This window comes from Legionella donaldsonii, assembly GCF_900452385.1.
GTDB lineage: Bacteria > Pseudomonadota > Gammaproteobacteria > Legionellales > Legionellaceae > Tatlockia > Tatlockia donaldsonii.
This window is the reverse complement of sequence record NZ_UGOA01000001.1, coordinates 1,639,268-1,665,516: the sequence shown is the minus strand read 5'-3', so window position 1 is coordinate 1,665,516 and position 26,249 is coordinate 1,639,268. Positions and strand designations below refer to the sequence as shown.

The following is a 26,249-nucleotide window of genomic DNA, read 5'->3' as shown; positions in this document are numbered from 1 at the left end:
CTCTTAGAGGATTTAGCAGGGGAAACGGTTAAATCCCGGTTGGTACCGCAACTCGCTAACAAACATATGGCCAAAAGACAAACAAATCGCATTCTTTAACTCGAACAAATAATGTTTGCCTAATATATACAAAGCGAAATCGTATTAAAATACCTTAATGTCATTTGGTTGCATGATTGAGGCTGTGGTAAGATGGCGGCGTTTTGTAATAATGAGTATAGAAACCATGAAGTTACCATTTCCTTTCATTCGCATATTAATAGCAACTACGCTACTTGCAACATCTAATAGTTTTTATGCTGCAGTTGATGTTTTACCTAAATCCGGCTTGTCTGGAGCGGTACCGACTTCATCGCCCGTTGCCAACAAGCCACTGATTACCCCTTCAGCACCCACACTGAATGCCAAGGCTTACATTCTTATTGATGTAAACAGCGGTAAAATTATCGCTGAAAAAAATAGCGAGGAAAAATTACCTCCAGCCAGCTTAACCAAAATGATGACACTTTATGTCATCTCCCATGCATTACATAATCAGCAGATTCATTTAAATGATAACGTTCATATCAGTCGTGATGCTTGGAAAACCGGTGGTTCACGCATGTTTGTCAAAGAAGGACAAGATGTGGTTATTGAGGACCTGTTAAAAGGTATTATTGTAGACTCAGGTAACGATGCCTGCGTTGCAATGGCTGAACATTTAGGTGGTAGCGAGCCGGGCTTTGCTGAAATTATGAATCAACAAGCACAAAATCTGGGTATGAAGGATAGCCATTTCACCGACAGTACTGGTTTACCGGATCCCAATCTATATACCACCGCTAAAGATTTGGCTATCCTGGGTCGTGCCTTAATTAATGACTTCCCCCAATATTACCATTGGTACAAACAAAAATGGTTTACTTATAATGGAATACGTCAGCCTAATCGCAATCGTCTGTTATGGAGAGATAATCAAGTCGATGGAGTAAAAACAGGACATACCAACGAGGCTGGTTTTTGCCTGGTATCATCCGCTAAACGAGAAAATATGCGTTTATTAGCTGTTGTTATGGGCTCTCCTAGCGAATCAGCACGTGCTGACGACAGCGAACGGTTACTTAACTATGGCTTTCGCTTTTTTGAAACCCATGCACTTTATAAAGCCGGTCAAACCATTACTGAAACCCCTATTTATAAAGGTTCAACAAATAAATTAACCATTGGGCTGCGTGAAGATCAATTTGTCACTATTCCTAACGGTCAATATCAACGATTAAGTATTAATACAAAAGTCCCTCAAAATCTTCAGGCACCTATTGCTAAAGGGGATGCTGTTGGCGAACTGGTTATTCAATTTGATGACAATATAATATCAACCCAACCCCTTTATGCACTGGAAGACGTTGAAAAAGGAGGTATTTTTACTCGAATGAAGGACTCTGTCCGATTAACATTCAAGCGTTGGTTCGGTTAGTAAAGGCAAGGCATAGTTATGACAGGCATTGTGTATCTTAACGGTGATTACTGTAAAACAGAGGACGCGAAAATATCGGTATTTGACCGTGGCTTTTTATTCGGCGACGCTGTTTATGAGGTAATTCCGGTATACAATGGACGTACTTTCTTTGTGAATAGTCATTTACAACGATTGGAATCCAGCCTCACTCAAGCAAGAATTAAGATGCCTGACATTAATTGGCGTTCGATTTTTCATGAACTTATTAAGCAAAATGGGAGGGGTGATTTGCAGATTTACTTACAAGTCACCCGTGGTAATCAGGGATTACGCAAACACGACATCCCCGAGGGATTAAATCCCACGATTATTGCATTTACCCTGCATACCCCCTACCCCAGTTTTGAAGCTAAAAAACGCGGTTTGCATGCCATGCTGGTGGAAGATATTCGCTGGTCGCGTTGTAATATTAAAACCACGTCTTTATTAGCAAATATCCTCACCAATGACGATGCTGTATCCGTAGGAGCAAATACCGCGATTTTATCCCGTGAAGGTTTTTTAACTGAAGGAAGTGCGAGCAATTTTTTTTTAGTAGATGCACAGGGGACTATTCGTACTCCTGTCTTGGATAATCTTTGTCTACCAGGCATTACACGCCACATTACGATTGATCTCATAAAATCGCTTTCTTTACCCCTGCGGGAAGAAAAAATTCCAATTGAATCTATTTTTAATGCGCAGGAAGTTTGGATAACGAGTACAACTAAAGAAATTTATCCCGTAACACGTATTAATGATTGCATCATAGGCAAAGGCTGTGGTGGTATGTATTGGCAACAACTCAATGAACACTATCAACAATTGATAAAAAACACTCATGAATGATAAAAAATCTATGATCGAATTTCCTTGTGATTTTCCTCTGAAAATAGTTGGGAAAAAAACCGCTAACTTCGCCACGGATATTATAGAGATTATTCACAAACATTTTCCAGAAACACCGGATAAAGCAATCAGGCATCAAGAAAGCCAGCACGGGAATTATTTAGCTATTACTGCGGTGGTACATGCCCAAGATCAAGTGACGCTTGATGCACTATACCGCGACTTAACCAAACATCCTGACATCAAAATGGTGTTATGATGATTAATATCCGTAATCTAGGCCTACAACCCTATTTAACAGTTTGGGATAAAATGAAATCATTCACCTCTGTGCGGAATGAAAGTACAATTGATGAATTATGGCTATTAGAACATTGGCCAGTGTATACTCAGGGACAAGCTGGTAAGGCGGAGCATATTTTAAACCCTAATGATATCCCAATCGTCCAGAGTGATCGCGGTGGACAAGTTACCTATCATGGCCCAGGCCAATTGGTTGCGTATGTATTAATGGATATCCGAAGACGCCATCTTGGTATTAGAAATTTGGTAAGCCAACTAGAGCAAATTTTGATAAATCTTCTGGCAAATTACCAGATCCCTGGCTCGATACGGTGTGGTGCACCTGGTGTTTATGTTGAAGATAAAAAAATAGCCTCTATTGGCTTACGCGTGAAAAATGGTTGCACTTATCATGGAATTTCGCTTAATGTTGCTATGGATCTCGCACCTTTTCAAAGTATAAACCCTTGTGGTTTTGCTAAACTGAAAATGGCTCAAATAAGTGATTATGTACCTGACGTAAGTGTTGCTGGCGCCAGTAAACTGTTTACTGAAGCATTTTTAACTCAATTTGAACACTGATAGATAATCTATGCATTTATTCACTGATTACATTGAACCATTAACTGCTTGGCTTTATACCCACCCTCATTGGGCCTTAATTATAACGTTCCTCATTGCGCTTACTGAATCACTAGCAATTATCGGCTCGATTATCCCTGGCTCAGTCACCATGACTGCTATTGGTATTCTTGCCGGATCAGGCGTTATGCGTATTGATTTAACACTTCTTGCTGCAACTTTGGGAGCAATTGCAGGAGATAGCAGCAGTTATTTGCTAGGCTACGCCTTTAGCGAGCGACTTATTAACATCTGGCCTTTTAGCCGCTACCCCAATTGGTTATTTTATGGCAAAGATTACTTTGCCCGACACGGCGGTAAAAGCGTGTTGGTAGGGCGATTTATAGGCCCCTTACGCTCGATTATTCCGGTAATTGCGGGAATGATGCACATGAGTCACTGGCGCTTTTTTATTGCCAATGCCCTTTCTGCTATTGCCTGGGCAATTATTTATGTTACCCCTGGTGTATTAATTGGTGCAGCCAGTAGTGAACTCTCCCCTGAAAGTGCTACCCGTCTCTTCGTTCTTATTTTAGTTTTACTGGCAAGTATTTGGTTATTGAGTGTGGGGCTTAAGTGGCTCTTTATCCGTATTAATCGCTTACTAAGATCGAGTTTACATGATTTTTGGTCCTGGTCTTCAACTCATCCTCACTGGGCTAAATTTTTCAAACTGGTTACTCCCGCCTACGAAACCAATTATTATCCAACTGCCGCCCTAGTTGTGTTGCTTGGGATAAGTACTCTTTTATTTCTTATTCTTGCTGCCCTTGTAATGCATGGTGACTGGATTAGCGTTCTTAATAGTCCCACACATCTTTTTATGCAAAGCCTGCGTACGCATGCCTTCGATGTTTTTTTCATTGTAGTTAGTCAAATAGTAAGTCCTTTAACATTAATTACTTTGATATTAACTATTATCGCCTTAACAATTTATGCACAAGACTGGCGCTCATTAACTTATTGGCTAAGCCTCAATTTGTTTTGTACCCTTATACTTCTCACTGTGCACTTGCTTATCAACAGTCCTCGGCCGCAAGATCTTCTGGAAATTCAAGCTGGAAACTCCTTTCCAACTATTGAGCTTACCTATGCTACGGCCTTGTTTTCATCCCTCATCTTTTATATAAAAACCTATTATCCAGGACGACTAAATGGCCTTTTCAAAATAATCCTATCCTTAAGCTTATTGCTTGCAGGATTAGCATCGATTTATTTGGGGGATAACTGGTTCACTGATAACCTGGGTGCCTATCTCTGTGGTTTTAGCCTTAGTCTTAGCCATTGGTTATTTTATCGGCGTCAGAATCAACAGGCTGTTCGTTCATTCCTAGTACCTACCATTATTTTGGTTTCATTATTTTTAGCGAGCATGACCTCTGGTTTGTTAACCTATAATAAATCGATAAGAAGGCATCAGCCCTATTTCGCCCAATATGTATTTACTGATGAATTGTGGTGGAATCAAAGGAAGCCTCTTTTACCAATGTATCGTACCAATCGTATTGGCCAACGTATCAGTTTATTCAATATTCAGTATGCTGGTTCGTTAATTCATTTTACTAATGCCCTCACAGCTTTTGGTTGGAAAAAGCAGCATGACTCTCTTTTTAATTCAATCTTAACTCGAGTTAGCGGGCAAGGGGCTTCTGCGCAACTTCCTCTAATGGCGCAACTATACTTAAATCGTAAACCAGTTCTCGTGATGACCTATCAGCCTAATGATGGGAACCCCATGCAAATTTTGAGAATTTGGCGCTCTAACTATCATTTACACCATTTTCATCAACCGCTCTGGCTGGGAAGCGTTCATCCTCGCACTCCTTTAAAACCCCATGAATTAAAGCACATGAATTTAAGTAATAAAAATAAGCCAAATTCACTTATATATGTCAGTAATGCCCTCCCTCAATTTTTGCAACGGCAACTTCCTTTACCTGCATATCATGCAAAAAAACAATTACCAATTGTTGTAGAGCCCACTTTATTGTTAATTAGAGAGTCAACAGGCTTGGAAATTAGGAAAGAGGCTTTGCATTGACTGTGCAATACAAAACCTGAGTAAATCATAGCTGGTGCATTTCTATAAAAATCTGATACTCTACTATCTCAATCTAATGAGATATCTCTACTGAGTTAAGCCAATTAGCTAACTCTAATTTTAGAAAGGGACTAGCTTGATGATGAACTTGATGGATGCGATCCATTTTTTACTCCCCTTTTTGGGGTGCCTTTTTTTTCTTGTAGGCATCAGATTACAACGTAAAAACTATATTGTCGCCTCTTTGTGGTTAAGCCTTATTGCGTTAGCTTTGCATTACCGTGCTTCCGGTGGTGAAATTCTTGGGAGCTATTTTAATTACACCCACGCTATAATTTACTCACTCAATTTAATCATCTTGCTCGCAGCAACCATTTATTTGTTATTCAGCCTAAGCAATAATACTCAAACCAAATTGATTCACTATAGCACAGGTTTGTTATCTGCATGTCTCATAACCGGATTGTTTCTTTTATTAGGAAATTTATGGGTAAATGCCGTGTTTGTTGAAAATAGACTTCCAGGAACCCCCATTTTGCAAGTGGCTAGCTTTAACAAACAACCTTATTGCGACTATAAATATGTCTTTTATAAAATTGGACCTGATAGTATTGTAAGGTTTATGTGCCCTAACCACTACGGCTTGCTCCCTTCTGTAGGACGGCTGGATTCTGCTCCAGGGTTTGTTGTTAAGCAGTTACCGATACAATTACAAAACAAATTTAAACAGGAATCAGATTCCTTATAATTTGTCTTTTTATACAAGAGGTTAGATAGAATAATTTTAATAAATGAGCAAATAAAATCACCTTGTAGATAATTTGTTCCATTGTTTATTTTTTGTTAACATATCGGAAATTTTTATACTATTACTATTATGCGCAGTTTGTTTTTAGTCTTATCGATATTAGTATTTACATCGTCTTACAGCATGGCTCCCAAATTAAATTGGGACAATGCGGTTGATAACGCAGTGAGAAAATATGGTCTGCGAACTGAGCCAGAACTACTTAGACTATTTGCAAAATCGAACGTCGAATACCCTCCCAAAGATATAGCATTGTTAGCCTTCAAAAAAGAAAGAAGAATGGAATTATGGGCAAAAGATAGCAATACTACTTGGCGCTATATCCATACTTACCCCTTAACAGCCTTCAGCGGTCGTTTAGGCCCCAAACTCAAGGAACGAGATGGACAAATACCCGAAGGAATATATCGATTAATAACATTTAATCCCTTCAGTAGCATGCACTTATCAATGATGATTGATTATCCAAATTATTTTGATCGGCTGCAAGCCAGTAAAGATGGGCGTCGCAGACTTGGTAATAATATTTTTCTTCATGGTAAATCATTATCTGTTGGTTGTTTAGCAGTAGGAGATCGGGCTATTGATCAGCTTTTTCTTCTCGTTCGCCGCGTAGGCTTAAGCCATGTAAAACTTATTATTGCTCCTAACGACCTGCGGATTGCTAAACCAGCTACTTCCAATTTTGCTCAACCACGCTGGTTGCCTGAATTATACAAACAAATAAATTCCGCATTAAGTCAATTTCCACATAGAAATAAAATTGCCTGATTATAGCCATTTTGCAAAATTGCTTGAGAGGTACATAGTTCATATTTCAACCGGTTAAGTCTTTATACGCGCAGCAGGAGTCTCTTCCGCGGGAGAGTCCTTCGCAGCATTTAGGCGGGCTTTAAAATCCTTAAAGCTATTAGCCGCTTTCTTTTCATCAACTGTCCCATCTTTATTCAAATAGACTTCCCCTCTTTTACCCCAATAGCGGTGTGAAGCTATCGCCTTTTGAACTTCAACAGCAGCCGGGTTTTTACTGATATGTAACCTACGTTTCGCACCAAGATAAACGATTTTTATAATTATTCTGTTCAATAGCCAGGCAGGAGAAGCCTGTGCCACGCGCAGATTCTGCGGCAAGTCCATAGATTTCAAGAGCATACTGACCAAAATAAGAAATGATTTGTTGATGTACTGGTTTTAGATTAGTTACCACACGATGTTTTTGATCGTTTGTCAGGATGGTTACAACAGCTATCACGTTCATCAGCTCAGCAATCCATTTCATTGTGGGATTTTGTACTGGCTTACCCAGCTGATTGGGAAGTGCTTCATCATGCTCCTTTAAGCATTGCCTGATGTGAGCTTGAGCAAAATTGTACACCATGAGACAAAGCGTCATTACCATCATCAAGGCTGTAATTCGCTCAGGTGTTTTAAGGAAGAAAGAGTCCAGTTCGAAGGCATTGTTTTTCATGAATTTAAAGCTTGATTCGACACAGGATTGCTCTTTATATTGTTGAAGCATGGCATGATTATTCAATAGCGAGCTATCACATTGATTACTGGCCAAAATAAAGCGTCCCAGTGTTTCTTTTTTAGCACCCACCCTCTCCAGACAGGTAGAAAGACAGGCTTGTATTTGATATCCAATCACCATTTTTTGAGCTCCAGGTTTTGGGCGACCTTTCCCTGTATGGCGTTCAACAGGTAGAATCTCATAATGAATTTGGTGGTATTTGAGTGATTTGATGAGCGGTTTTAATGCCTGCTTTGCATCGTCAGGACATTGAAAGACCTGGTGACCAAGATGCCATAAGGATTTAATGAGCTCTTGAGATTTTTTATCCAAATGCCTCTGAAAAGTCTTTAGCTCTCGCAACCTCGCCTGTTGCGACTCAATCAAAACCCAGCGTTGTGGAATACCATAAAGAACCGTTTCATGAACACTTCCACGATAGTTTGCATCAAACGGCTCCCAGGTCAGAGCATCACAAGGCTTGTTCAACAATACTTTGGCTTCATTAAGCTGTGCAGGTACTCGGGTTATCCAAAACACGTTATTGAGGCTTGCCAACTGCTCTGGAACATAAAAGGCGGCATCAACCACAAAACAAAGGCCATCAGGCATCCCATGAATACTTTGTGTAAACGCTTGCACCCTCCTAACCGTCTCTTGGAAACTTGTTTTATCACTACTATTCCCATCTAAGGCCTCCATCCATAAGGGGATATTCGCAGCTCCTCCTTGTACTAGTGACAGCATCACTTGCTTTAGATCAGAGCGATTCGCTTTGGAATATCCGTAGTCTGGTTGCGCAATCCCGGGCGCGGCCTCTTCTGTGTCATAGCGGCCGTAAAGAACAAAGCTTGTACTGTCTAAATGCAGTCTCTGGCTTAGTAAATTTTTTTCTCGGGCAATCTCAAAAGCCAATTCCGAATAAAGCCTGGTCACACCGTATTCTGCGATTTTATCCAGGCAGCGACCAAGACTGTCATCATTCAGGTGTGCCGCGTCTAGTTCTGAACCAAGCAGTTGAGCCACAGGCTTATCTTGGAAAAAATGCGGCGTCATATACAACCGGCTATTCATAAAACCCAACCCATTGATAACCATCGCCGCTACTCGACGACCATAGCTTACCACGCCTCCTTTTTTTTCATTTAACTCAAGGCGTGCATCAATTCTCTCTATTATCCCTAATTCTCTAATCGTTGCTGCAACAAGTCCTAAATGCCCCAATTGCTCTGAACTTACTGTATCTCGATTCAGCATCCTTCTCTCCAATAGGTCTTTGGGAGACAAGGGTACCTGATTCTTCTCTTGTGGGCTGTGATCTTTTTCTTATATCGGCTTGATCTTTTTCTCAATTTAACTAATGCGATAATTCCTTGGGGATAATTCTAATTTTAGCTTTTTCATGCTGCGGAATGTCCGATGTAAATTTCTTCTTTCTTCAATTGGCACCCTCATGAGAGCATCTTCAATTCGAGCAGCCTTGGCGTTCATACCTACAGTCAACAAACCTGCATTCTTGCGAAAGTCTTGAATAATTGATTTGACCTCCTTGACTGAAGAATCTCTTTTTAAGTGCTCCAAGGTGCTAGTTAGTTCGGTTTTTAGTTTTAAAAGCGCATTAGAATCTGTTGTTTCTGCAATGGCAAGTTTCTTTTTCTCAATAAAATCCCGCATTGCTACATCGTTTGGACTCAACTCTTCATGCGCAATCGTCGCTAAAATCCTCTTACATTCACTTTTATAACGATAAACAACGATCAATTCCTTGGCTACAAGAGCTTCAGGAGAGGTCGCCGCCATTATATTTCCTCTTTCTTTTACTGGAATTTGATTTAATGCAATGACAGCGTTTCTATCTCCAGAAGTAATTAGCGCTTCTCTTAACTCTATTAACACAGGATCAACTTTAACTTGTTCGAAAGCTTTTAATTCTTCTTTTATTTTACCAACCTCAGCTAGGTTTTTTGCATTTAGAATCTCAGCCTGCTTAGCCATAACAAACGCATTCATTGCTGTATCCGCTTTGCCAAATCCCTTCCTGTTAATTTTTTCTAAAATTTCATTACATTCATTTACAGCAATTATTATTTGGATTCTTGTTAATTCAGATACTGCTTCATTGACTGGAATGCGTTGTGCCGGATCGACTTTAATCATTGAAGAAATGAGCGTTTTTAATTGACGGCCTGGTGCACCTTGGAAGATTGGCGCTGAGAAATCAAACTCTGCAGCATCATTTTTCCCATAAAGATATTCAAAATTACATTGAGTGAGATATTGATATAAATTTTTTCCTAACATAAAAGAATGCATTTTATCTGCCGAGAAAGGCACTCTATCCCAACGCTTAAATTCAGGTGGATTCATATAACCTGTTGATAAAAGACTGCACCATTCATTTGCCGGACTTTTGTAATCAATTTTTCCCGAGGCATCGGTAAATGCAAACGATTTGGTGTCTGCAAGACGTACCCTTCCATTGCTATCTAACAGCCAATTCGTGTTTTTCATGTCAGGAAAACCACAGCCATCCCGACTAATATCATTTAGAATCGCTCCCATTTGACTATAGATATCAAGAGCAGATTGCAGGCGAGCAGCATTGTTTGGACGTTGTTTTGAATGACTCTCCAGATCACCGCCAGCACAAAATTCAGTTAGCAACAACGTTCGAGTCAGTGTTTCGCTACTACTCGCATCCACATAAGTAGCTTGTCGCTCCGCTGCAACTGGAGTGAGTGTTGCTTTGAGTGAATGCTCCCTCAGATGGGCTTCAACTTTTTTGGGCATATTTAAGCGATTATCTACTTTCAAAACAATTTCTGAGCCATCAGCAAGGGAGGTGATTCTGAAATTTTTTGAATTTCCTCCGCCTAAAAATTGAATAGAATGCTTCTTTAAAAAGGATTGAAATGTCTCATAGCCTTCTTCGCCACGGCTATATAACCTTTTAAAATCTGTCAAATCAAATTGTGCCCCCTCGGCTAAAATGGTTAGCAAGCGCGAGGTCTTTTCAGGCGACATATTGGCAAGTATTTCTGCAAAGCTATCTTTATTAACAGGGGTGATGGGAGGTGAGGCAGGATTTATCTCTAAAACCTTATGTAAGGATACAATTCCGAGCTTTGCGAATTCTTTCTTTACATTGCTATATAACGTCTGATGAATCGTTGCACGATAACCCGCTGAAAAACTCATATATGCAGCTTGGTATTTACTATCCACAGTCTTTGCATAATGATATACCCCTTGCAGGGCTCTAATTTTTCCTTCTTTATCCCTCGTATCGTTATAAACTTTAATAAGCCTGTTTAACTCATCTATATCACCATTTACGCTCTTAATAAATTTGTCTACCATTTGAGCTGTACTTTTTGACAGATGGCCGGTAGAAGGTGAAGCTATATGCTTAAGTTTAGCCATTGGCTCTGACCTGACCACTTCTTCCACAGGGGCTCTCATCTCAGCTACCCTTACAGCCACAGATGGAGTGCCTCCAACCACAACTTCCCGTCGTTCTGGATCAGGTAGTTTTGGTACAAATTTTTTGTCAGGATTAGCCGCCTTTAATGCCATTAAGGAGGCTATTTTTTCTACTGCCTGATCTTTTTTACAACTTTCAGGGATATTAAAACTTGCTCGCAGAAATGAAAGAGCCGCATCTTTATGAGCTGTTGTGTACTTTGGTTTAGGGCTATTATAAACATCCCACGCGTAATCTATTCTTTGCGCCAAATGCCCTTTACTATCAGAATAGATCCCTCTATCCAACAAATGCTCTTTGCGGAGAGTCTTTCTGAAGAAACCCATAGCTGATTTTCTTGGAGTAGACCTATTTTAAATGTATACTTTTAACTTTGTTTTGTAAAATATTAATACATTCAGAATTAAATTATATCAAATGGAGAGGCTACTGGTTTTACAACTACCTAATAAATTTAAGTTTCTATAAATTTATTATTCTAAAAATGTTGATGAGCTTAACAACGACTATTATTGCAATATTTTGATCATGACTCGCTTTTGTAAAGATGTTTGCATGATCACTCAACAAAAATTAGCAAAAATTAATAAATTCGCTCTATACTGAATTAAAACAATAACACAGTAATGAGATGGCTACTTTCAAAAGACAATCCTGGTCAACCATTGATTTACATACACTTCCTCCACAAGACTCTTTGTTAGGTTGTCTTGTATTACTAACCCGTTATTATCGAAACCCCTATTCTGCACAATCTTTGACGGCAAGATTACCTTTGGAACAAAATAAACTCACTGTTAAGTTATTTGCCCGAGCAGCTGAGCGTGCCTCATTGAGTGCGGAAATATTCGATAAATCTATCGATAAAATCAAGAACAATGAACTTCCTGCTGTTTTACTATTGGAAAAAGGCGAAGCTTGTTTATTAATACAAGATGCCCAAGGAAAGCGTAAGATTATTAATCCCCAAACACCTACTGAACAGCTGGAGCCGGCAGCTATTTCAGCTAGCTATACTGGCCAAACCATTTTGGTGCAACCAGAATATAAATACACTACACGTGCCGAAGAAACCTTAGGGAAACCCCCAAAAAACTGGTTTTGGAAAGTGTTCCTAAAGTCTTGGCGGACCTACTCCGAAGTATTGGTGGCCTCCCTGCTAATTAACCTTTTTGCGTTGGTTATTCCTTTATTTACAATGAATGTCTACGACCGTGTAGTACCTAACCATGCCATTGCAACGATGTGGGTATTAGCCAGCGGTGTTGGCTTAGTGTTTCTCTTTGACGTTTTACTTAAAACATTACGTTCGCATTTTATTGATTTAGCGGGTAAACGTAGTGATATTGAATTATCTGCAAACATTTTTGAGCAGATATTAGGAATCAGTATGCAAACAAGGCCAAAATCAGTAGGAGCCTTAACCAATACCGTTCAATCTTTTGAAATTTTCCGTGATTTTATCACTTCAAGCACGATAACAATTTTAGTTGATTTACCCTTTGTCGTTATTTTTATTTTAGTGATTTATTTTATAGGTGGCAGTTTATTCTGGATTCCTTTACTTACTATCCCCATTATTTTTGTTATCGGTATTTTACTGCAATTCCCTTTGATAAAATTGACAAAACAGTCTTATCAATACGCAGCAGAAAAACAGGCCATTCTTTTTGAGTCACTTTCCAATATTGAAACAGTAAAAACAACCACTGCGGAATCTGCCCTGCAATCACGATGGGAGCAATTAATTGGTCTTGCCGCAAAAACAGGAATGAAATTACGTCTGGTATCCAATACCAGCATTAATCTCACTATTCTCGCACAACAGGCTGCGACGATTATCATGGTTCTTGCTGGTGTCTATCTTATTAGTGAAGGCGATTTAACAATGGGGGCACTTATCGCCTGTACTATTTTAACTGGCCGTGCACTTGCTCCCATGGCGCAAGTGGCTTCTCTCTTGACCCGTTATTATCAATCCGTTAACGCATTAACATCGCTTAATCGCATCATGCAATTACCAATTGATGTTAATGAAGATAGTCATTTTCTGCACAGGCCAGTGTTGCGTGGACAAATTGAATTTCATCAAGTCTCCTTTAGCTATGGTGATGGTAAAAATTCTATTTTAAAAGCGATCAGCTTTAAAATTAAAGCCGGAGAAAAAGTTGCCATTATTGGTCGTGTAGGCTCAGGAAAATCGACGCTTGCGCGTTTAATACTTAAACTTTATTTGCCTGACGAGGGTACCATCCTTCTTGATGATACGGATTATCGCCAAATTAATCCCGATGATTTAAGGCAGCAAATTGGCTATGTGCCACAGGACATCACTTTATTCTATGGTAGTGTCCGAGACAATATCTGTGTTGGAGCCCCTTTTATTGATGACGCCTCCTTAATAAGAGCCTCTAATATTGCAGGCGTTACTTCCTTTATAAATAGCCATCCTGATGGTTTTGACAGACAAGTTGGTGAAAAAGGAAGTGAATTGTCGGGAGGACAACGGCAATCTATCGCAATCGCCAGAGCCTTGTTACGTAATCCCAATATATTGCTTCTTGATGAACCAACCTCCGCAATGGATGACAACAGTGAGCGACGTTTTAAAACCCAACTAATTGAGCATATGACAGAAAATCATACCCTTATTTTAGTAACGCATAAATTTTCCATGTTAGAACTGGTCAATAGAATTATCATTCTTGATGATGGTAAGATAATCGCTGATGGTCCCAAAGAATCTGTACTTTCAGCATTAAAAGCCGGCATGACTGTCGAGAGGAAAACAAAATGAGGCGCGAAGAAAAATCACGTCTGTTTACTCACATTATTCTTTGGAGCGCTGTTTTATTTATTATATGCGCTACTCTCTGGGCAAATTACGCTATTCTTGACGAAGTGACTGTAGGGCAAGGAAAAGTTATTCCTTCAAGCCAAGTCCAAGTCATCCAAAATCTGGAGGGTGGTATCGTCAGTAAACTCTACGTCCATGAGGGAGAGATCGTCGATAAAGACCAGGTATTGATGCAAATTGACAATACTCGATTTATGGCAACCTATGACGAGGCACAAAAAAAAATCGCCGCTTTAGAAATTCAGATATTACGTATCACGGCGGAAATGAATCAAAAACCAATGAATATTCCACCAGAATTTGCTGAAAATAACGCCGAGCTTATTGAGGCTGAAAAAGCCTTATACCAATCCAGGCAAGAAGAACTAAAACAACTCAATGATGCTTTACTTGCGGCAGATAAAGAATTATCTCTCTCTAAACCATTGGTTGCCAAAGGTGCTATTTCAGAAGTTGAAATTTTAAGATTGGAACGTTCTGTCAGTGAAATAAAAGGTAAAATTCATCAATTCAAATCGCAAGCTCTTGAACAACTCAATAAAGCTAAAGGTGAGTTAGGGGCTCTTAATGCTGCCCATCGAGCAGATAAAGATAGACTAACTCGTACCACTGTTCGCTCGCCAGTAAAAGGTGTTGTAAAGAGGCTCAAAGTAAACACCATCGGTGGCGTTATTCAACCAGGAATGGATATCATTGAAATAGTTCCTCTTGATGATACTTTATTGATTGAAGCAAAAGTAAAGCCAGCAGACATAGGCTTTATCCGTCCAGGACAAAACGCCGTCGTTAAATTAACCGCCTATGATTTTTCAATTTATGGTGGCTTACCTGGCAAGGTTGAACAAATCAGTGCTGATACAATTACTGATGAAAAACCAACTAATGGCAAAGAGGAAACTTACTATTTAATTCGCGTCAGAACAGAAAAAAATTACTTGGGAAATGAGAAAAAACCGCTTTATATCATACCCGGTATGATGGCAACAGTTGATATTCTGACTGGTAAAAAATCAGTCTTGGATTATTTATTAAAACCCATTTTAAAAGCTCAGCAAACAGCACTCAGAGAACGTTAAATGGATCCCGTATAAATGCTATGCATTTTACGGGATAATGTTCGTTTAACAATTTTAGAACGCTTGTTAATTATCATGCTCAGGAGCAACAACAAAAATACCCGGCGCATTTCTTAGATACTCATTGTAATCCATACCGTATCCAAAAATATAATGATCATCGACTTGTAAACCCACAAAATCAGCTTTCTTTAAACCATTAGGTACACGCTTGTGGTATTTGTCGACTAATACCGCACAATAGACTTCTGCAGCCCCCATCAGCTTGACTTCCTCAATAATTGCTGCCAAGGTAACACCGCCATCAAGAATATCATCAACAACTAAAACTGTTCTTCCGGTCAAGTCAGTACTAGGCTTGACCTTCCAATGCAACTCCCCACCTGTAATTTCACCCCGATAACGTGTAGCGTGGATGTAATCGACTTCTAAAGGGAAATCAAGGCGTGGCAACAAATTTCCCATAGGGACTAATCCGCCAATCATCACACACAAAAGAACAGGATTTTTATCCTGTAACTGCTCATGAATATTAATCGCCATTCGATCTAGAGCTGCCTCAACTTCTTTAGTAGTAAATAGGCAACTTGATTTCTCATAAACCTCTTTGATTTTACTTGGAATAGACATCTGATATCCTAAGAATTTTGACGATCGGGTTATTAATCTTTACGTTTACCAGAAACTGGAAACATGCTTACCTTACCTTCATCTTTCGATTTATCTCTAACTTTCGCAGCCCCCTGTTTACTCACTTCATCAATACGAAAAACAGAGTGCATTGGAATGTAAGTACGCTTCACATCATTAAATTCTACCTTTAAACGCTCTTCAGAGGGATCGACAACCAAGGATGTATTCTCACCAAAAACAAAATCCTCAACTTCGAGAAAACCGAACATTTCACTTTCACAAACTTTACGCGCGTAAATCTCATAAATTGCTTCCTGATTTGCGAAAGTTATACGATAAAGTGATTTTTTTGACATGCAACTAACCTAAAAATAAACCAATATTATTATACCGAATGTTGATGGGCTTATCCAAGCAATTAAGTGCTTTTATTGATCGATGCCCGCAATTTAAATGGGTTGCAGCGGCACCCGATTCGTTAGTAACAATTCGTCTTCGGAAGCAGTTTCCAAAAGCACATCAGGATGAGCCTCTTGCTGCTTTTGGGCTACCAAACAATAAAATCCTGGGGGGCAAGGCCAAATCATTTTACCTAATTCATTAAGTATTTCTAATTTATGTAACCATTTTTCTTTTTTTACTGGGGGAATGTAATAAAAACTCGATAAATTACACAGTACATAACCACGATGAACCATCGCTCTCTTTACAAAAAAAGCAGACATTGATTTACCAGCATAAGCACCAAAGCAAGGCAAGCTTCCCAGATGCATCTTGACGCCCCAAGAGCTCATGGGATTAATTCCAAAAAAAACCGCATATCCCATAGGTTTGAGAACTCTATCAATCTCATCTAATGGGTTTTTTTGATGCGTAAAAGCTTCTAAGGTTAAAGGAGCAATTACACAATCGACACTCTCTCTATCAAGAGGTAATTGAGTAAAGGAGCTAACCAGAGTACTTTTAGCTGGATTTAAGTAGGGGGTAACTAACCATTTATGACTATAATGCAATGCTTGCAGCCATAAATTATCACCGCAATTTCCTAGCTGTAATAAAGTAGTCCCATACAAAAAATCGCTAAGATGGGCTAATTCCGCAATAAAAGCATGTCCTAAATGAATGCCCTGTGGCGAGTTAAACCAGTCATCAAGGGCATAAAACCTAGTTTTCAGATCCTCGAAAGACAAAGCACTCGCCTCATATTTAATAAGCAAAACTTCCTTTTTGTATCATACAGTCATAGTCTACAGCAAGATATCTATTTACAATAACCATTAAGTATAAGCAGACTTTTTTATGCAAAGCTGACTCTATTCAATAATAGAAAGACAACCCTATCTCAATCCTGCCTAACTTAATTTCAAAACCAAATGCTCGATTTAATCTCTTCATGACCAACATTTCCTTTTATTGTTCTTGACAAGCACAGTGTGAGCCATAATAATTCGACGATTTTTAACCAATTTGCTGAAGGGATAATCGGCGCTTAACTAGGAAAAATATGCAAAATAATAAAGTAGTTATGTTGGCTCTTATCGCCCTACCGTTGACTTTTTCTCTGAATGCCAATGCCTCTACAGGTTCAACCGATTATAGTTTTAATGGTTTGTCTCTTAGTGCCTCACTGGGAAGCTTATCCGGCAAATCACAAGAATACGTTTATGATTCGGAGAGTGGTAGAAAAATGAGTCAATTGGACTGGCGGATAAAAAACGCACCTATCGTTAACGGTGAAGTCAATTATGATTTCCTATCCTGGCTTAGTCTCAATGGTAGAGGGTGGGTTACTCTGGGTAAAAGCAAAACAACAATGGATGATTATGATTGGCTGGATCCTTTTCAATCTAATTGGACGGATTGGTCTCATCATGAAAACACCCACCTTAATTATGGTAATGAACTGGATTTGAATCTACGAGCATGGATAATGCAAAAACAAAACTATAAGTTAGGTCTTGTCGCAGGGTATCAAAGAAATAGCTATAGTTGGCGTGCAGTTGGTGGCTGCTATCAGTATGAAAACGGTAGTGAGATAGGTTGTTTTGTAAATGATGACGGGGGAATAGGTTATCAACAAAAATTTAATACTCCTTATGTAGGGTTATCAGGAAAATATGTAATCAATAATTTTGAGTTTAATGCTCTGCTTAAATTTAGTGATTGGGCTAATGCGCAAGATCGAGATGAACACTACTCTCGTGGCCTAACCTTCAAAGAGCATGGGCAAAATTCAAAGTTATATTCAGCAACGATTGATGCAGGGTATCATTTTACTCAAAGTACGAAGCTTTTCGCCGCAGCCTCCTATAATCACTATTCAAAGGGACTAGCTGATACTGAGATAATAGACAACATGACTGGCGAGCGCGCTTATTTCAATAATGCAGCTGGTATTGCCAATAAAAGCTATATCATCTCATTAGGGATCCAATATCTTTTTGGATAATGACCTCAGTAATCGAGCCCAATGTGTGTGAATTTGCCATTGGGCTTTTCAGCGCGAATTTTTTGCCTGAATAGTCTGTCCCCAATCTCGTAACCTTACCTTTATGCAGAACAAAGAACCCTGCAATCTATTGAATTTGGCTTTTTTTTCTTTATAGTAACTGGGGGAAATTAAAAGGCTAATCATGGAAAAGACAATAAAGCCACAGGAACAATTACAAGGAATTATCCAATTACTCGTACAAAATAAACTTATCACGACTGAAAAAGCACTTGAATATCAACAAATTGCTTTTAAAAACAAACAAACTTTATTGCAATATTTAATTAGCGAGCAATTATTTTGTGCGCAAAAACTTGCGCAAGCAATAGCAGAACATTATTCCGTTCCCTTCATCGATCTGGATAGTATTGACATCAATTCTATCTCTCACACCCTGATTAATGAACATTTAATTCGCCGCCACCATATCGTGCCGCTTTTTATTCGTTGCAATCGCTTATTGCTCGCCACGGATGATCCTGGTAAGCCATTTTTATTAAAAGAAATTCAATTTCATGCAGAGCTCCCTGTCTCCATCGTAGTCGTTGAAAGCGATAAACTCGGTAAATTGATTAACAAGATACTGTCAGAAAAAGAAAAACACACCCCACCAGTTGCCCTGACCTATTTAGAAAATTATGCAGAACCTGAAGAGTTAGCCCCAGCCATTCAATTTGTCAATCATTGTTTACAGGATGCAATTAGTAAAAGAGCATCTGATATTCATTTTGAACCTTATGAACATCAATATCGCATTCGTTATCGTCGAGACGGTTTGTTATTCGAAGCAACATCACCGCCCCTTAACCTAACCAATCAGATTACATCCCGCATTAAGGTAATGGCTAATCTTGATATTTCTGAGCGTCGCGTCCCACAAGATGGGCATTTTAAAATGAAAATATCCCATACTCGCACGATTGATTGTCGGGTAAATACTTGCCCTACCATTTATGGTGAAAAAATTGTTATAAGAGTACTTGAGCAAGCACTTCCGCAGTTAGGCATTGATGCACTAGGATTTAACACGGTTCAAAAAAAACAATTTTTAAACGCTATAACACAACCACAAGGTCTGATCCTGGTAACCGGACCTACAGGCAGCGGTAAAACAATTTCCCTTTATTCAGCACTTGCCCTGTTAAACAGTGAAGAAAGAAATATCTCAACGGTGGAAGATCCTGTGGAAATTAAAATACCAGGGATTAACCAAGTTAATATTAATACCAAGGCTGGTTTAACCTTCCCTACCATCTTACGTGCTTTTTTACGACAAGACCCTGATGTTATTATGGTTGGTGAAATTCGTGATCTTGAGACAGCCGAAATCGCTATTAAAGCAGCTCAAACTGGCCATCTTGTTTTATCTACCTTACATACAAATAGTGCTGCTGAAACACTGAACCGCTTACTCAATATGGGTATCCTGCCTTTCAATATTGCTTGCACTATTCGTTTAGTAGTTGCGCAACGTTTAGTAAGACGCTTATGTCTTTATTGCAAACTGATACGCAATGATATTCCTTCGGATGATTTAATAAAACTAGGTTTTCATAAGAAAGAACTCTATACACTCCAATTGTATAAATCAGGCAGCTGTAAGCAATGTATCAATGGTTATTACGGCCAAATAGCGTTATTAGAATTACTTCCCATGACCCAAACAATAACAGAACTTGTTATGGCCGGAGGAAATTCAGTAGGTATTCTCCAACAAGCGCAACGTGAAGGCATGATCACTATCTATCAATCAGGTCTTGAAAAAATAAAGCAAGGGCTTACCACGATAGAAGAGGTTCAACGAGTAGCCTTGAGTAATGTATGACTAAAAAAACAAACTACTATCAATGGCAAGGACTCAACCGCCGTGGAGAAAAACTAACAGGCTCCCTTGCAGCTCCTAATCTTTCAGCAGTTAAAATCGAATTGCGCAAGCAAGGAGTGATTACTAAAAAAATAAGCAAACAATCGTTCTTCTCTTGTCTCCGTATTAATAAAAAAATTACCACAAATGATATCACTTTGTTTAGCCGACAGATGGCAACCCTAATCAAGGCAGGCATACCCTTAATCCAATCCTTTGAAACACTTATTAAGAGCTGTAGCAATCAAGCAATGAAAAATCTACTACAAGTTATTAAAAAAGATATAGAAACTGGACTTACACTCACAGAGTCCTTTCGTAAACATCCACCATTTTTCAATACCTTGTTTTGCAATCTTGTCGATGCCGGAGAAAAATCTGGCTCGCTTGAGCTCACGCTGACTAAACTGGCAGTTTATAAAGAAAAAATGGGTGTCATTAAAAGGGGAATAAAAAAAATACTCGCCTATCCTTGTGCTGTTTTAAGCATAGCTCTATTTGTCACAGTTGCACTGTTAATATTTGTTATTCCACAATTCGAACAATTATTCAAAACCTTTGATGCCGAGCTTCCTTTATTAACACGAGGTATCATTTATTTCTCTCAGTTCTTTAAAAATTACTGGCTTATATCCACTGGAACGGTACTAGGTATTATTTATAGCCTATTCTACGCATTCAAGCGCTCTCAACAATTTCGACAATGGTTAGACAAGCTCTTGCTAAAAACACCTTTTCTTGGAGTTGTTCTTACAAAAATCATTATTGCTCGCTTTGCGTGGACCCTCTCCATTACTTTTGCCGCTGGCCTTCCCTTACTGGAAGCTTTAAAATTGGTTGCGCAAGTAACAGGTAACTCCATCTATACCCAGGCAGTCAATGACGTTCAGAAAGAGATAGGTAACGGTCAACAGTTGCAAACTGCTTTAGCCAGTAAAGCCTTATTTCCCGCAATGGTAATTCAAATGATCGCTGTTGGAGAAGAATCAGGTACTCTCGAGCTGATGCTGACTAGAATAGCTACTTATTATGAAGAAGAGGTAGATAGCGCAATAAGTACTTTAAACAATCTGTTAGAACCTATTATTATGTCACTTTTAGGACTGCTGATAGGTATTTTGATAATTGCCCTGTATCTTCCTATTTTTAAACTTGGCTCAATAGTGTAGAAAATAATGCTTAATCAATTGCAAATTATTCATTCCCCAACAACTTACATCTTGCTTGCCCTGTTTTCTTTGGCTATAGGCAGCTTTTTAAATGTTCTTATTTATCGTTTACCTCGAATGATTCAGGCTGAGTGGAAGAAAGAATGTCGTCAAATACTGAACATGTCTCCAGAATTAAGCGAAAAAATAAATTTATTTTTGCCTCGCTCATTCTGTCCTGCCTGCAAGGCAATGATCCCCGCAATACATAATCTTCCATTGCTTAGTTACTTATTCTTAGGTGGCCGTTGCAGGCAATGCAAACACTCCATTTCACCACGCTATCCCTTGGTTGAAAGCCTCAGTTGTTTACTTGCTCTATTAGCTGCCTGGCATTTCGATTTTAATTTAACCTTGGTTTTCGCACTGTTATTTATCTGGTTTAGTATTAGCTTATTCTTTATTGATCTCCAGCATCAACTCTTACCAGATAGTCTAACTTTAGGCCTACTTTGGCTAGGCTTAATCGCTAATACGCAATCGCTTTTTACGTCTTTATCAGACGCCGTTTTAAGTGCTGCCTGTGCTTATCTATGCCTGTGGCTATTTATTCAAATCTTTTATTTATGTACTGGTAAAATAGGAATGGGGCACGGTGATTTTAAATTATTTGCCGCATTTGGTGCCTGGTTTGGCTGGACTCAGTTACCCCTTATTTTATTATTTGCTTCCTTAAGTGGTATCCTAATAGGAGTTATCTATCTAAAAGCCAAAGGAAAAACAACAAAAAATACACCAATTCCCTTTGGTCCCTTTCTCTGTATTGCTGGCCTCGTCTCGCTATTTTGTGGAAAGTCTTTTATAAATTGGTATTTAACTTTTCTCTTTAACTAAGGAGCTCAGTAGAGCTCTGATCTCCTTATAATGACCAATTGAATCAACTTTTATTACGATGTTTCATTAACGCGGAGAAGAATTCAGGTTTATTCAAGCCTATTGCCGCAAAGATCTGTGGAACTCTATCCCAACTGTTTTCCTGCTCGATACTGGCAACGACTAACTCAAATCCTCTATCACGATCAGGAGTCACACCCCAACCATTTATATAGCATAAGCCCCGTAACCGTTTTGCTTCAACATGCCCAAGTTTTTCTGCAGCTTGCAAATAGACATGCGCCTCTTCATAAAGCTGAAGCATTTGACGCTCATTTCCTGGGCTTGCAAAAAGTTTTCCTTCCTCAAGTTTTGCTCTGTAGTTGGCTTCATCCAGTAGTTTTTTTCCTAGTTGGTATCCAGCGACTGGATCATCCAATGTTGAAGCCGCACGTAAGCAGGCAACAACCATTACATCCGAGAAAGGATATTTTTTATGGCCTATTAAAGAATGATAGATAGCTCCTAACTCATGATAATAAGAAATTTCTTTTGCTAACACGTCATCTTTGGGCTGATTATGAACACGGTTGTGCTGCATCGCCTTTATTTTTTTATTTAATCTTCTAATTTTAAACCGTTTAAAAAGCATGCCAGCTCCTTTTATGGGACAGTTAATAACCATTGTAGCAACGACAACGCTAATAAAACTAACACAATTAGCAACACTATTTTGAAACCAAAACTTAGCGTCGCTTTTACTTCTTCTTTTATTTCTATCTGCTTGTCTGTTTTTACCGGTTCAATACCATGGATTTTATTATCTATGTGATTTGAGGCAAGATGGGAAATATAACCGCAAATCAGGGCTGGAATAATAAAAATGAGAAAAATTATCCAGGAAGCCCCAGCTTCACTAAACTCATAATATTCTTTTAACCATTCATGCCAATTTAAAACAATTGCAGGTATATCATAATTCCAGCCCCAAAAAAGGTAGGGAACTACATAAAAGCCAAGAGCAAATAAAGTTAAACTAAGTAGTAGCGTAACGATACCAAGAATAAAAACTTTACTATTTTGCTCGTAGCGATCTGGTTCCATAATCTTTATTTATCCCGGAATTTAATCATAAACAGTACAAAAATCATTGGAATCATATAAATTCATTAATTTTTCGAGCTGGCTTCTAGTAATCCGGCATTCTGACAGTGGCGGTAAAGTCCCCAGACTAAAAAAACCTATATCGAGAATTTCATGACTATGGGTAAATTGCCCTCCAATTACCTCACAATAAAAAATGCATTTATAAATGTAAGGCCAGTGGGGGGGATGATCATGTTTTGCAGTATCCCATAAGGCAAGAAGCCGTTTTACTCGGGTCTGTAATCCTGTTTCCTCATGTACTTCTTTCACTATACACTCAGAAGGAGAATAATTGACATCTGCCCAGCCACCCGGTAACGCCCATTTTCCATCCTGTGCCTCACGCACTAATAATAGTTCATCATTTTGGATTATCAAGGCTCTGACATCAACTTTAGGTGTCGCATAGCCAGCTTGATTTAGAAAAGTTGCCTGAAGAACCTCTTTCTTTACATCCACAACATCTGACATCATTTCAACAGCTAGTCTTGCCAGTTGTTCATAACGTTCTTTATCGTAGAGATCAGTACTGTAGGTAAGGCCAATCTGAGCAATTGCTTGGACCTCGGTAGCCCAGGCCAACAAATTCTTTAATTTATCAGACGAGCTTGTCATCTCTTTTCCAATAATCATCACTCTCATGAAAATAACAGAAGCGAGTTACCTTGCCAAGCTATTATAAGCTGGTAGCAAGATTATTAATCGATTAGAATCATAAATTTGAGTTTAGAGACTACTCTCTAAAGAAGGGGTATAGATGAAACGATATGTTTTCATGATTTCAGATGGGACAGGGATTACCGCTGAAAATTTAGGCAATAGTTTAATTACGCAATTTGAAAACATTGAGTTTGAGAAACTTACTATTCCCTACATTGATACTGTCGCAAAAGCAGAAGCAGCAGTTGCACGCATAGACTCTTCTTACGAAGAAACAGGTATTAAACCGCTCATCTTCATGACTTTGATTAACCCAGATATAGCTCAAGCAATTAAACAGTCTAAAGCAAAAGTTTTTGATCTTTTTAATACTTTTCTTGGACCTCTCGAGCATGAGTTGCAAGCCAAATCATCTTATACTGTAGGGCGTACTCACGGTGTCGCAAATCCGCAATCATATACTCAACGTATTGAAGCAGTAGACTATGCCTTAGCCCATGACGATGGCATTAAAACACGTGGCTATGAAAAAGCAGACATTATTTTAATTGGGGTATCACGCTGCGGCAAAACGCCAAGCTGCCTTTATATGGCCTTACACTTCGGTGTCTTGGCCGCCAACTACCCTTTTGCCGAGGATGATTTAACCTCTTTTCGCTTACCAGAATCATTAAGGCCTTACAAGAATAAATTGTTTGGACTCACAATTGACGCGGAGAGATTACAGCATATACGTACAGAACGACGCCCTAACAGTCAATACGCTTCGATGGAACAATGTCGACGTGAAGTTGCTGAGGTCGAAACGATGTACCAACGCGAAAACATTCCCTATATCAATTCCACTCGCTATTCAATTGAGGAAATTGCTACCAAGATTCTGGCTACAGCCGGGATTAAACGAAAATTCTAATTGAACAACAAAAACGCTAGAAAGCAGCAAAAAACATCCTAGCGTTTTTCTTCTTCATTATTGCTTCGCTCAAATCTGCCAAAGAGCCATAAACTCAACAACCGACAAGGCTGCTAATGAATTAGTATCATCCATTGCCTTGGAAATTGCCTCAACACGTGCAGGCGCATAGCGGGTTGCTAAATTCCGTTTAAATTTTGCTAACAAAACCGAAAGCCCCTCTTCGCGGCGTCGTTTATGGCCAATAGGATATTCTACCGTTATCAATTGTGATTCTGTACCGTCGTTAAAAAATAGCTTGATGCTGTTTGCTATAGAGCGTTTTTCAGGATCATGATAGTCACGCGAAAATTGTTGATTTTCACTCACATGCATTTTTTCACGTAGTTCATCAATACGTGGATCAGAGGCCGTTTCATCTTCATAATGTTCAGCTCGTAGATCACCGTGCAAAAGAGCGACCGCTACCATGTATTGCAGGCAATGATCTCTATCAGCGGGATTATGCAAAGCACCTTGCTTACTAATGATACGAATTGCTGACTCATGAGTTACAAGTTCTATCCGTGTAATATCCGCGATTCGCGCTTTTACCTGCGGATGTAAAGCAACAGCACATTCAACAGCGGTTTGAGCGTGAAACTCCGCTGGATAAGATAATTTAAATAAAATGTTTTCCATGACATAACTGCCATAGGGACGTTGAAATTTAAAGGCTTTTCCACCAAATAAAACGTCATAAAATCCCCATTTAGGGGCTGTTAAAGCACTGGGGTAGCCCATTTCACCACGAGCAGAAATCAAGGCTAAACGTACAGCACGCGACGTCGCATCACCGGCAGCCCACGATTTACGTGAACCAGCATTCGGAGCATGGCGATAGGTTCTCAGGCTTTGTCCGTCCACAAAAACTTGCGATAAAGTACGAAGCATTGTATCTCTATCTGCACCAAGTAATAGGGCAGCAACGGCTGCACTGGCAACCTTGACTAGCAAAACATGATCCAAGCCAACGCGATTAAAGCTATTTTCTAACGCCAGAGATCCCTGAATCTCGTGTGCCTTAATCATTGCAGTCAATACTTCATGCATGGTAATTGCTGCTTTACCCTGCTGGAGATTTTGTCGACTCATATAATCAGCCACAGCCAGAATCGCACCCAGATTATCAGATGGATGCCCCCATTCAGCCGCGAGCCAAGTGTCATTAAAATCAAGCCATCGCACCATAGTCCCGATATTAAATGCCGCCTGCACCGGATCAAGTTCATAATTAGTACCGGGTACACGTGCCCCGCCTGGCAAAACCGCGCCAGGGACAACAGGCCCCAGCAATTTGGTACATTCAGGAAAATTAAGCGCCAACATGCCGCAACCTAAAGTATCCATTAAACAAAGGCGAGCTGTTTCGTAAGCAGCTGCACTCTTAATCTCCATATCCAATACATAATCAGCAATATCTGTTAGTACACTGTCATAATCTGGTTTAACGTTGTCTTCTACATAGGAATGCATA

General features: G+C 39.3%; 24 protein-coding genes. 14 read left to right on the top strand and 10 right to left on the bottom strand.

Features of this window, described 5'->3' with window-relative positions:
- Positions 1-226: 226 nt before the first annotated feature.
- The 7 genes from DYC89_RS07690 to DYC89_RS07660 all read left to right on the top strand — a co-directional run bounded on the left by DYC89_RS07690 (position 227) and on the right by DYC89_RS07660 (position 6,849).
- Entirely contained in the window at positions 227-1,456 is a 1,230-nt protein-coding gene (locus DYC89_RS07690) for a D-alanyl-D-alanine carboxypeptidase family protein (protein WP_115221255.1), read from the top strand.
- Between the two features lie 18 nt (positions 1,457-1,474).
- Positions 1,475-2,326 (top strand): D-amino acid aminotransferase, encoded by an 852-nt coding sequence (locus tag DYC89_RS07685; RefSeq protein WP_115221254.1) that lies wholly within the window; start codon positions 1,475-1,477, stop codon positions 2,324-2,326.
- The gene (locus tag DYC89_RS07680; RefSeq protein WP_115221253.1) at positions 2,319-2,585 is read left to right on the top strand and encodes an HP0495 family protein; all 267 of its coding nucleotides are present in this window, start codon (positions 2,319-2,321) and stop codon (positions 2,583-2,585) included. Before DYC89_RS07685 ends, DYC89_RS07680 begins: the two co-directional genes overlap by 8 nt.
- Before the next feature lie 2 nt (positions 2,586-2,587).
- Complete coding sequence (gene lipB / locus DYC89_RS07675; RefSeq protein ID WP_181879452.1) at positions 2,588-3,190, top strand: lipoyl(octanoyl) transferase LipB; 603 nt, start codon at positions 2,588-2,590, stop codon at positions 3,188-3,190.
- A gap of 10 nt (positions 3,191-3,200) precedes the next feature.
- Complete coding sequence (locus DYC89_RS07670) at positions 3,201-5,270, top strand: VTT domain-containing protein (protein WP_115221251.1); 2,070 nt, start codon at positions 3,201-3,203, stop codon at positions 5,268-5,270.
- 139 nt (positions 5,271-5,409) lie between these two features.
- Entirely contained in the window at positions 5,410-6,018 is a 609-nt protein-coding gene (locus tag DYC89_RS07665) for a type I secretion system protein LssZ (RefSeq protein WP_115221250.1), read from the top strand.
- A gap of 129 nt (positions 6,019-6,147) precedes the next feature.
- On the top strand, positions 6,148-6,849 hold the full coding sequence (locus DYC89_RS07660; RefSeq protein WP_115221249.1) for a L,D-transpeptidase family protein: 702 nt from the start codon (positions 6,148-6,150) through the stop codon (positions 6,847-6,849).
- Positions 6,850-6,903: 54 nt separating this feature from the next.
- On the opposite strand, the gene DYC89_RS16835 is transcribed toward DYC89_RS07660, so the two are convergent.
- From DYC89_RS16835 to DYC89_RS07645, 3 genes are all read right to left on the bottom strand, one after another.
- Positions 6,904-7,029, bottom strand: coding sequence for a hypothetical protein (locus DYC89_RS16835; RefSeq protein WP_281271379.1), 126 nt, complete (start codon positions 7,027-7,029; stop codon positions 6,904-6,906).
- Between the two features lie 88 nt (positions 7,030-7,117).
- Positions 7,118-8,845, bottom strand: a complete 1,728-nt coding sequence (locus DYC89_RS07650) for an IS1634 family transposase (protein ID WP_115220201.1) — start codon at positions 8,843-8,845, stop codon at positions 7,118-7,120.
- A 96-nt stretch (positions 8,846-8,941) separates the two neighbouring features.
- A complete protein-coding gene (locus DYC89_RS07645) occupies positions 8,942-11,359 on the bottom strand; it encodes a hypothetical protein (RefSeq protein ID WP_147285491.1) in 2,418 nt (805 codons plus the stop codon).
- Positions 11,360-11,703: 344 nt separating this feature from the next.
- On the opposite strand from DYC89_RS07645, the gene DYC89_RS07640 reads away from it, so the two are divergent.
- Both DYC89_RS07640 and DYC89_RS07635 read left to right on the top strand, forming a co-directional pair.
- Complete coding sequence (locus tag DYC89_RS07640) at positions 11,704-13,869, top strand: type I secretion system permease/ATPase (RefSeq protein WP_115221246.1); 2,166 nt, start codon at positions 11,704-11,706, stop codon at positions 13,867-13,869.
- On the top strand, positions 13,866-15,005 hold the full coding sequence (locus DYC89_RS07635) for an HlyD family type I secretion periplasmic adaptor subunit (protein WP_115221245.1): 1,140 nt from the start codon (positions 13,866-13,868) through the stop codon (positions 15,003-15,005). The genes DYC89_RS07640 and DYC89_RS07635 overlap by 4 nt, the downstream gene beginning before the upstream one ends.
- A 66-nt stretch (positions 15,006-15,071) precedes the next feature.
- Here the strand turns inward: DYC89_RS07635 and DYC89_RS07630 are convergent, their stop codons facing one another.
- The 3 genes from DYC89_RS07630 to DYC89_RS07620 all read right to left on the bottom strand — a co-directional run bounded on the left by DYC89_RS07630 (position 15,072) and on the right by DYC89_RS07620 (position 16,855).
- Positions 15,072-15,635: a hypoxanthine-guanine phosphoribosyltransferase gene (locus DYC89_RS07630; protein ID WP_115221244.1), complete on the bottom strand. Its 564-nt coding sequence runs from the start codon at positions 15,633-15,635 to the stop codon at positions 15,072-15,074.
- A 32-nt stretch (positions 15,636-15,667) separates the two neighbouring features.
- Positions 15,668-15,994: a DUF1820 family protein gene (locus DYC89_RS07625; protein ID WP_115221243.1), complete on the bottom strand. Its 327-nt coding sequence runs from the start codon at positions 15,992-15,994 to the stop codon at positions 15,668-15,670.
- 93 nt (positions 15,995-16,087) lie between these two features.
- The gene (locus DYC89_RS07620) at positions 16,088-16,855 is read right to left on the bottom strand and encodes a class I SAM-dependent methyltransferase (RefSeq protein ID WP_115221242.1); all 768 of its coding nucleotides are present in this window, start codon (positions 16,853-16,855) and stop codon (positions 16,088-16,090) included.
- Between the two features lie 287 nt (positions 16,856-17,142).
- Between DYC89_RS07620 and DYC89_RS07615 the strand changes: the two genes are divergently transcribed.
- The 4 genes from DYC89_RS07615 to DYC89_RS07600 all read left to right on the top strand — a co-directional run bounded on the left by DYC89_RS07615 (position 17,143) and on the right by DYC89_RS07600 (position 22,035).
- Positions 17,143-18,087 (top strand): omptin family outer membrane protease, encoded by a 945-nt coding sequence (locus tag DYC89_RS07615; protein WP_115221241.1) that lies wholly within the window; start codon positions 17,143-17,145, stop codon positions 18,085-18,087.
- Between the two features lie 184 nt (positions 18,088-18,271).
- On the top strand, positions 18,272-19,954 hold the full coding sequence (gene pilB, locus DYC89_RS07610) for a type IV-A pilus assembly ATPase PilB (protein ID WP_115221240.1): 1,683 nt from the start codon (positions 18,272-18,274) through the stop codon (positions 19,952-19,954).
- Positions 19,951-21,162: a type II secretion system F family protein gene (locus DYC89_RS07605; protein WP_115221239.1), complete on the top strand. Its 1,212-nt coding sequence runs from the start codon at positions 19,951-19,953 to the stop codon at positions 21,160-21,162. Before pilB ends, DYC89_RS07605 begins: the two co-directional genes overlap by 4 nt.
- 6 nt (positions 21,163-21,168) lie before the next feature.
- On the top strand, positions 21,169-22,035 hold the full coding sequence (locus DYC89_RS07600; protein ID WP_115221238.1) for a prepilin peptidase: 867 nt from the start codon (positions 21,169-21,171) through the stop codon (positions 22,033-22,035).
- Positions 22,036-22,078: 43 nt separating this feature from the next.
- On the opposite strand, the gene DYC89_RS07595 is transcribed toward DYC89_RS07600, so the two are convergent.
- Genes DYC89_RS07595 through DYC89_RS07585 form a run of 3 tightly spaced genes read right to left on the bottom strand, consistent with a single transcriptional unit; the run spans position 22,079 to position 23,793 of the window.
- On the bottom strand, positions 22,079-22,666 hold the full coding sequence (locus tag DYC89_RS07595) for a hypothetical protein (protein WP_181879350.1): 588 nt from the start codon (positions 22,664-22,666) through the stop codon (positions 22,079-22,081).
- 11 nt (positions 22,667-22,677) lie between these two features.
- Positions 22,678-23,118, bottom strand: coding sequence for a hypothetical protein (locus DYC89_RS07590; protein WP_115221237.1), 441 nt, complete (start codon positions 23,116-23,118; stop codon positions 22,678-22,680).
- A 21-nt stretch (positions 23,119-23,139) separates the two neighbouring features.
- A complete protein-coding gene (locus tag DYC89_RS07585; protein ID WP_245953965.1) occupies positions 23,140-23,793 on the bottom strand; it encodes an NUDIX hydrolase in 654 nt (217 codons plus the stop codon).
- A gap of 124 nt (positions 23,794-23,917) precedes the next feature.
- Here DYC89_RS07585 and ppsR point away from each other — a divergent pair, with 124 nt between their 5' ends.
- Positions 23,918-24,733 carry a posphoenolpyruvate synthetase regulatory kinase/phosphorylase PpsR gene (gene ppsR, locus DYC89_RS07580; protein ID WP_115221235.1) on the top strand — a complete coding sequence of 272 codons (816 nt, stop codon included), beginning with the start codon at positions 23,918-23,920 and terminating at the stop codon, positions 24,731-24,733.
- A 69-nt stretch (positions 24,734-24,802) separates the two neighbouring features.
- Here ppsR and DYC89_RS07575 read toward each other — a convergent pair whose 3' ends face one another.
- Positions 24,803-26,248, bottom strand: coding sequence for a bifunctional 2-methylcitrate dehydratase/aconitate hydratase (locus tag DYC89_RS07575; RefSeq protein WP_115221234.1), 1,446 nt, complete (start codon positions 26,246-26,248; stop codon positions 24,803-24,805).
- Position 26,249 lies beyond the last annotated feature (1 nt).

Excerpts from the sequence above, each read along its gene's own strand:
- DYC89_RS07690 (WP_115221255.1), top strand. The coding sequence starts at position 227 with ATGAAGTTACCATTTCCTTTCATTCGCATATTAATAGCAACTACGCTA.
- DYC89_RS07685 (WP_115221254.1), top strand. The coding sequence starts at position 1,475 with ATGACAGGCATTGTGTATCTTAACGGTGATTACTGTAAAACAGAGGAC.
- DYC89_RS07680 (WP_115221253.1), top strand. The coding sequence starts at position 2,319 with ATGAATGATAAAAAATCTATGATCGAATTTCCTTGTGATTTTCCTCTG.
- DYC89_RS07670 (WP_115221251.1), top strand. The coding sequence starts at position 3,201 with ATGCATTTATTCACTGATTACATTGAACCATTAACTGCTTGGCTTTAT.
- DYC89_RS07665 (WP_115221250.1), top strand. The coding sequence starts at position 5,410 with ATGATGAACTTGATGGATGCGATCCATTTTTTACTCCCCTTTTTGGGG.
- DYC89_RS07660 (WP_115221249.1), top strand. The coding sequence starts at position 6,148 with ATGCGCAGTTTGTTTTTAGTCTTATCGATATTAGTATTTACATCGTCT.
- DYC89_RS07650 (WP_115220201.1), bottom strand. The coding sequence starts at position 8,845 with ATGCTGAATCGAGATACAGTAAGTTCAGAGCAATTGGGGCATTTAGGA.
- DYC89_RS07640 (WP_115221246.1), top strand. The coding sequence starts at position 11,704 with ATGGCTACTTTCAAAAGACAATCCTGGTCAACCATTGATTTACATACA.
- DYC89_RS07635 (WP_115221245.1), top strand. The coding sequence starts at position 13,866 with ATGAGGCGCGAAGAAAAATCACGTCTGTTTACTCACATTATTCTTTGG.
- DYC89_RS07630 (WP_115221244.1), bottom strand. The coding sequence starts at position 15,635 with ATGTCTATTCCAAGTAAAATCAAAGAGGTTTATGAGAAATCAAGTTGC.
- DYC89_RS07625 (WP_115221243.1), bottom strand. The coding sequence starts at position 15,994 with ATGTCAAAAAAATCACTTTATCGTATAACTTTCGCAAATCAGGAAGCA.
- DYC89_RS07615 (WP_115221241.1), top strand. The coding sequence starts at position 17,143 with ATGCAAAATAATAAAGTAGTTATGTTGGCTCTTATCGCCCTACCGTTG.
- pilB (WP_115221240.1), top strand. The coding sequence starts at position 18,272 with ATGGAAAAGACAATAAAGCCACAGGAACAATTACAAGGAATTATCCAA.
- DYC89_RS07605 (WP_115221239.1), top strand. The coding sequence starts at position 19,951 with ATGACTAAAAAAACAAACTACTATCAATGGCAAGGACTCAACCGCCGT.
- DYC89_RS07600 (WP_115221238.1), top strand. The coding sequence starts at position 21,169 with ATGCTTAATCAATTGCAAATTATTCATTCCCCAACAACTTACATCTTG.
- DYC89_RS07595 (WP_181879350.1), bottom strand. The coding sequence starts at position 22,666 with ATGCTTTTTAAACGGTTTAAAATTAGAAGATTAAATAAAAAAATAAAG.
- DYC89_RS07590 (WP_115221237.1), bottom strand. The coding sequence starts at position 23,118 with ATGGAACCAGATCGCTACGAGCAAAATAGTAAAGTTTTTATTCTTGGT.
- DYC89_RS07585 (WP_245953965.1), bottom strand. The coding sequence starts at position 23,793 with ATGATTATTGGAAAAGAGATGACAAGCTCGTCTGATAAATTAAAGAAT.
- ppsR (WP_115221235.1), top strand. The coding sequence starts at position 23,918 with ATGAAACGATATGTTTTCATGATTTCAGATGGGACAGGGATTACCGCT.
- DYC89_RS07575 (WP_115221234.1), bottom strand. The coding sequence starts at position 26,248 with ATGCATTCCTATGTAGAAGACAACGTTAAACCAGATTATGACAGTGTA.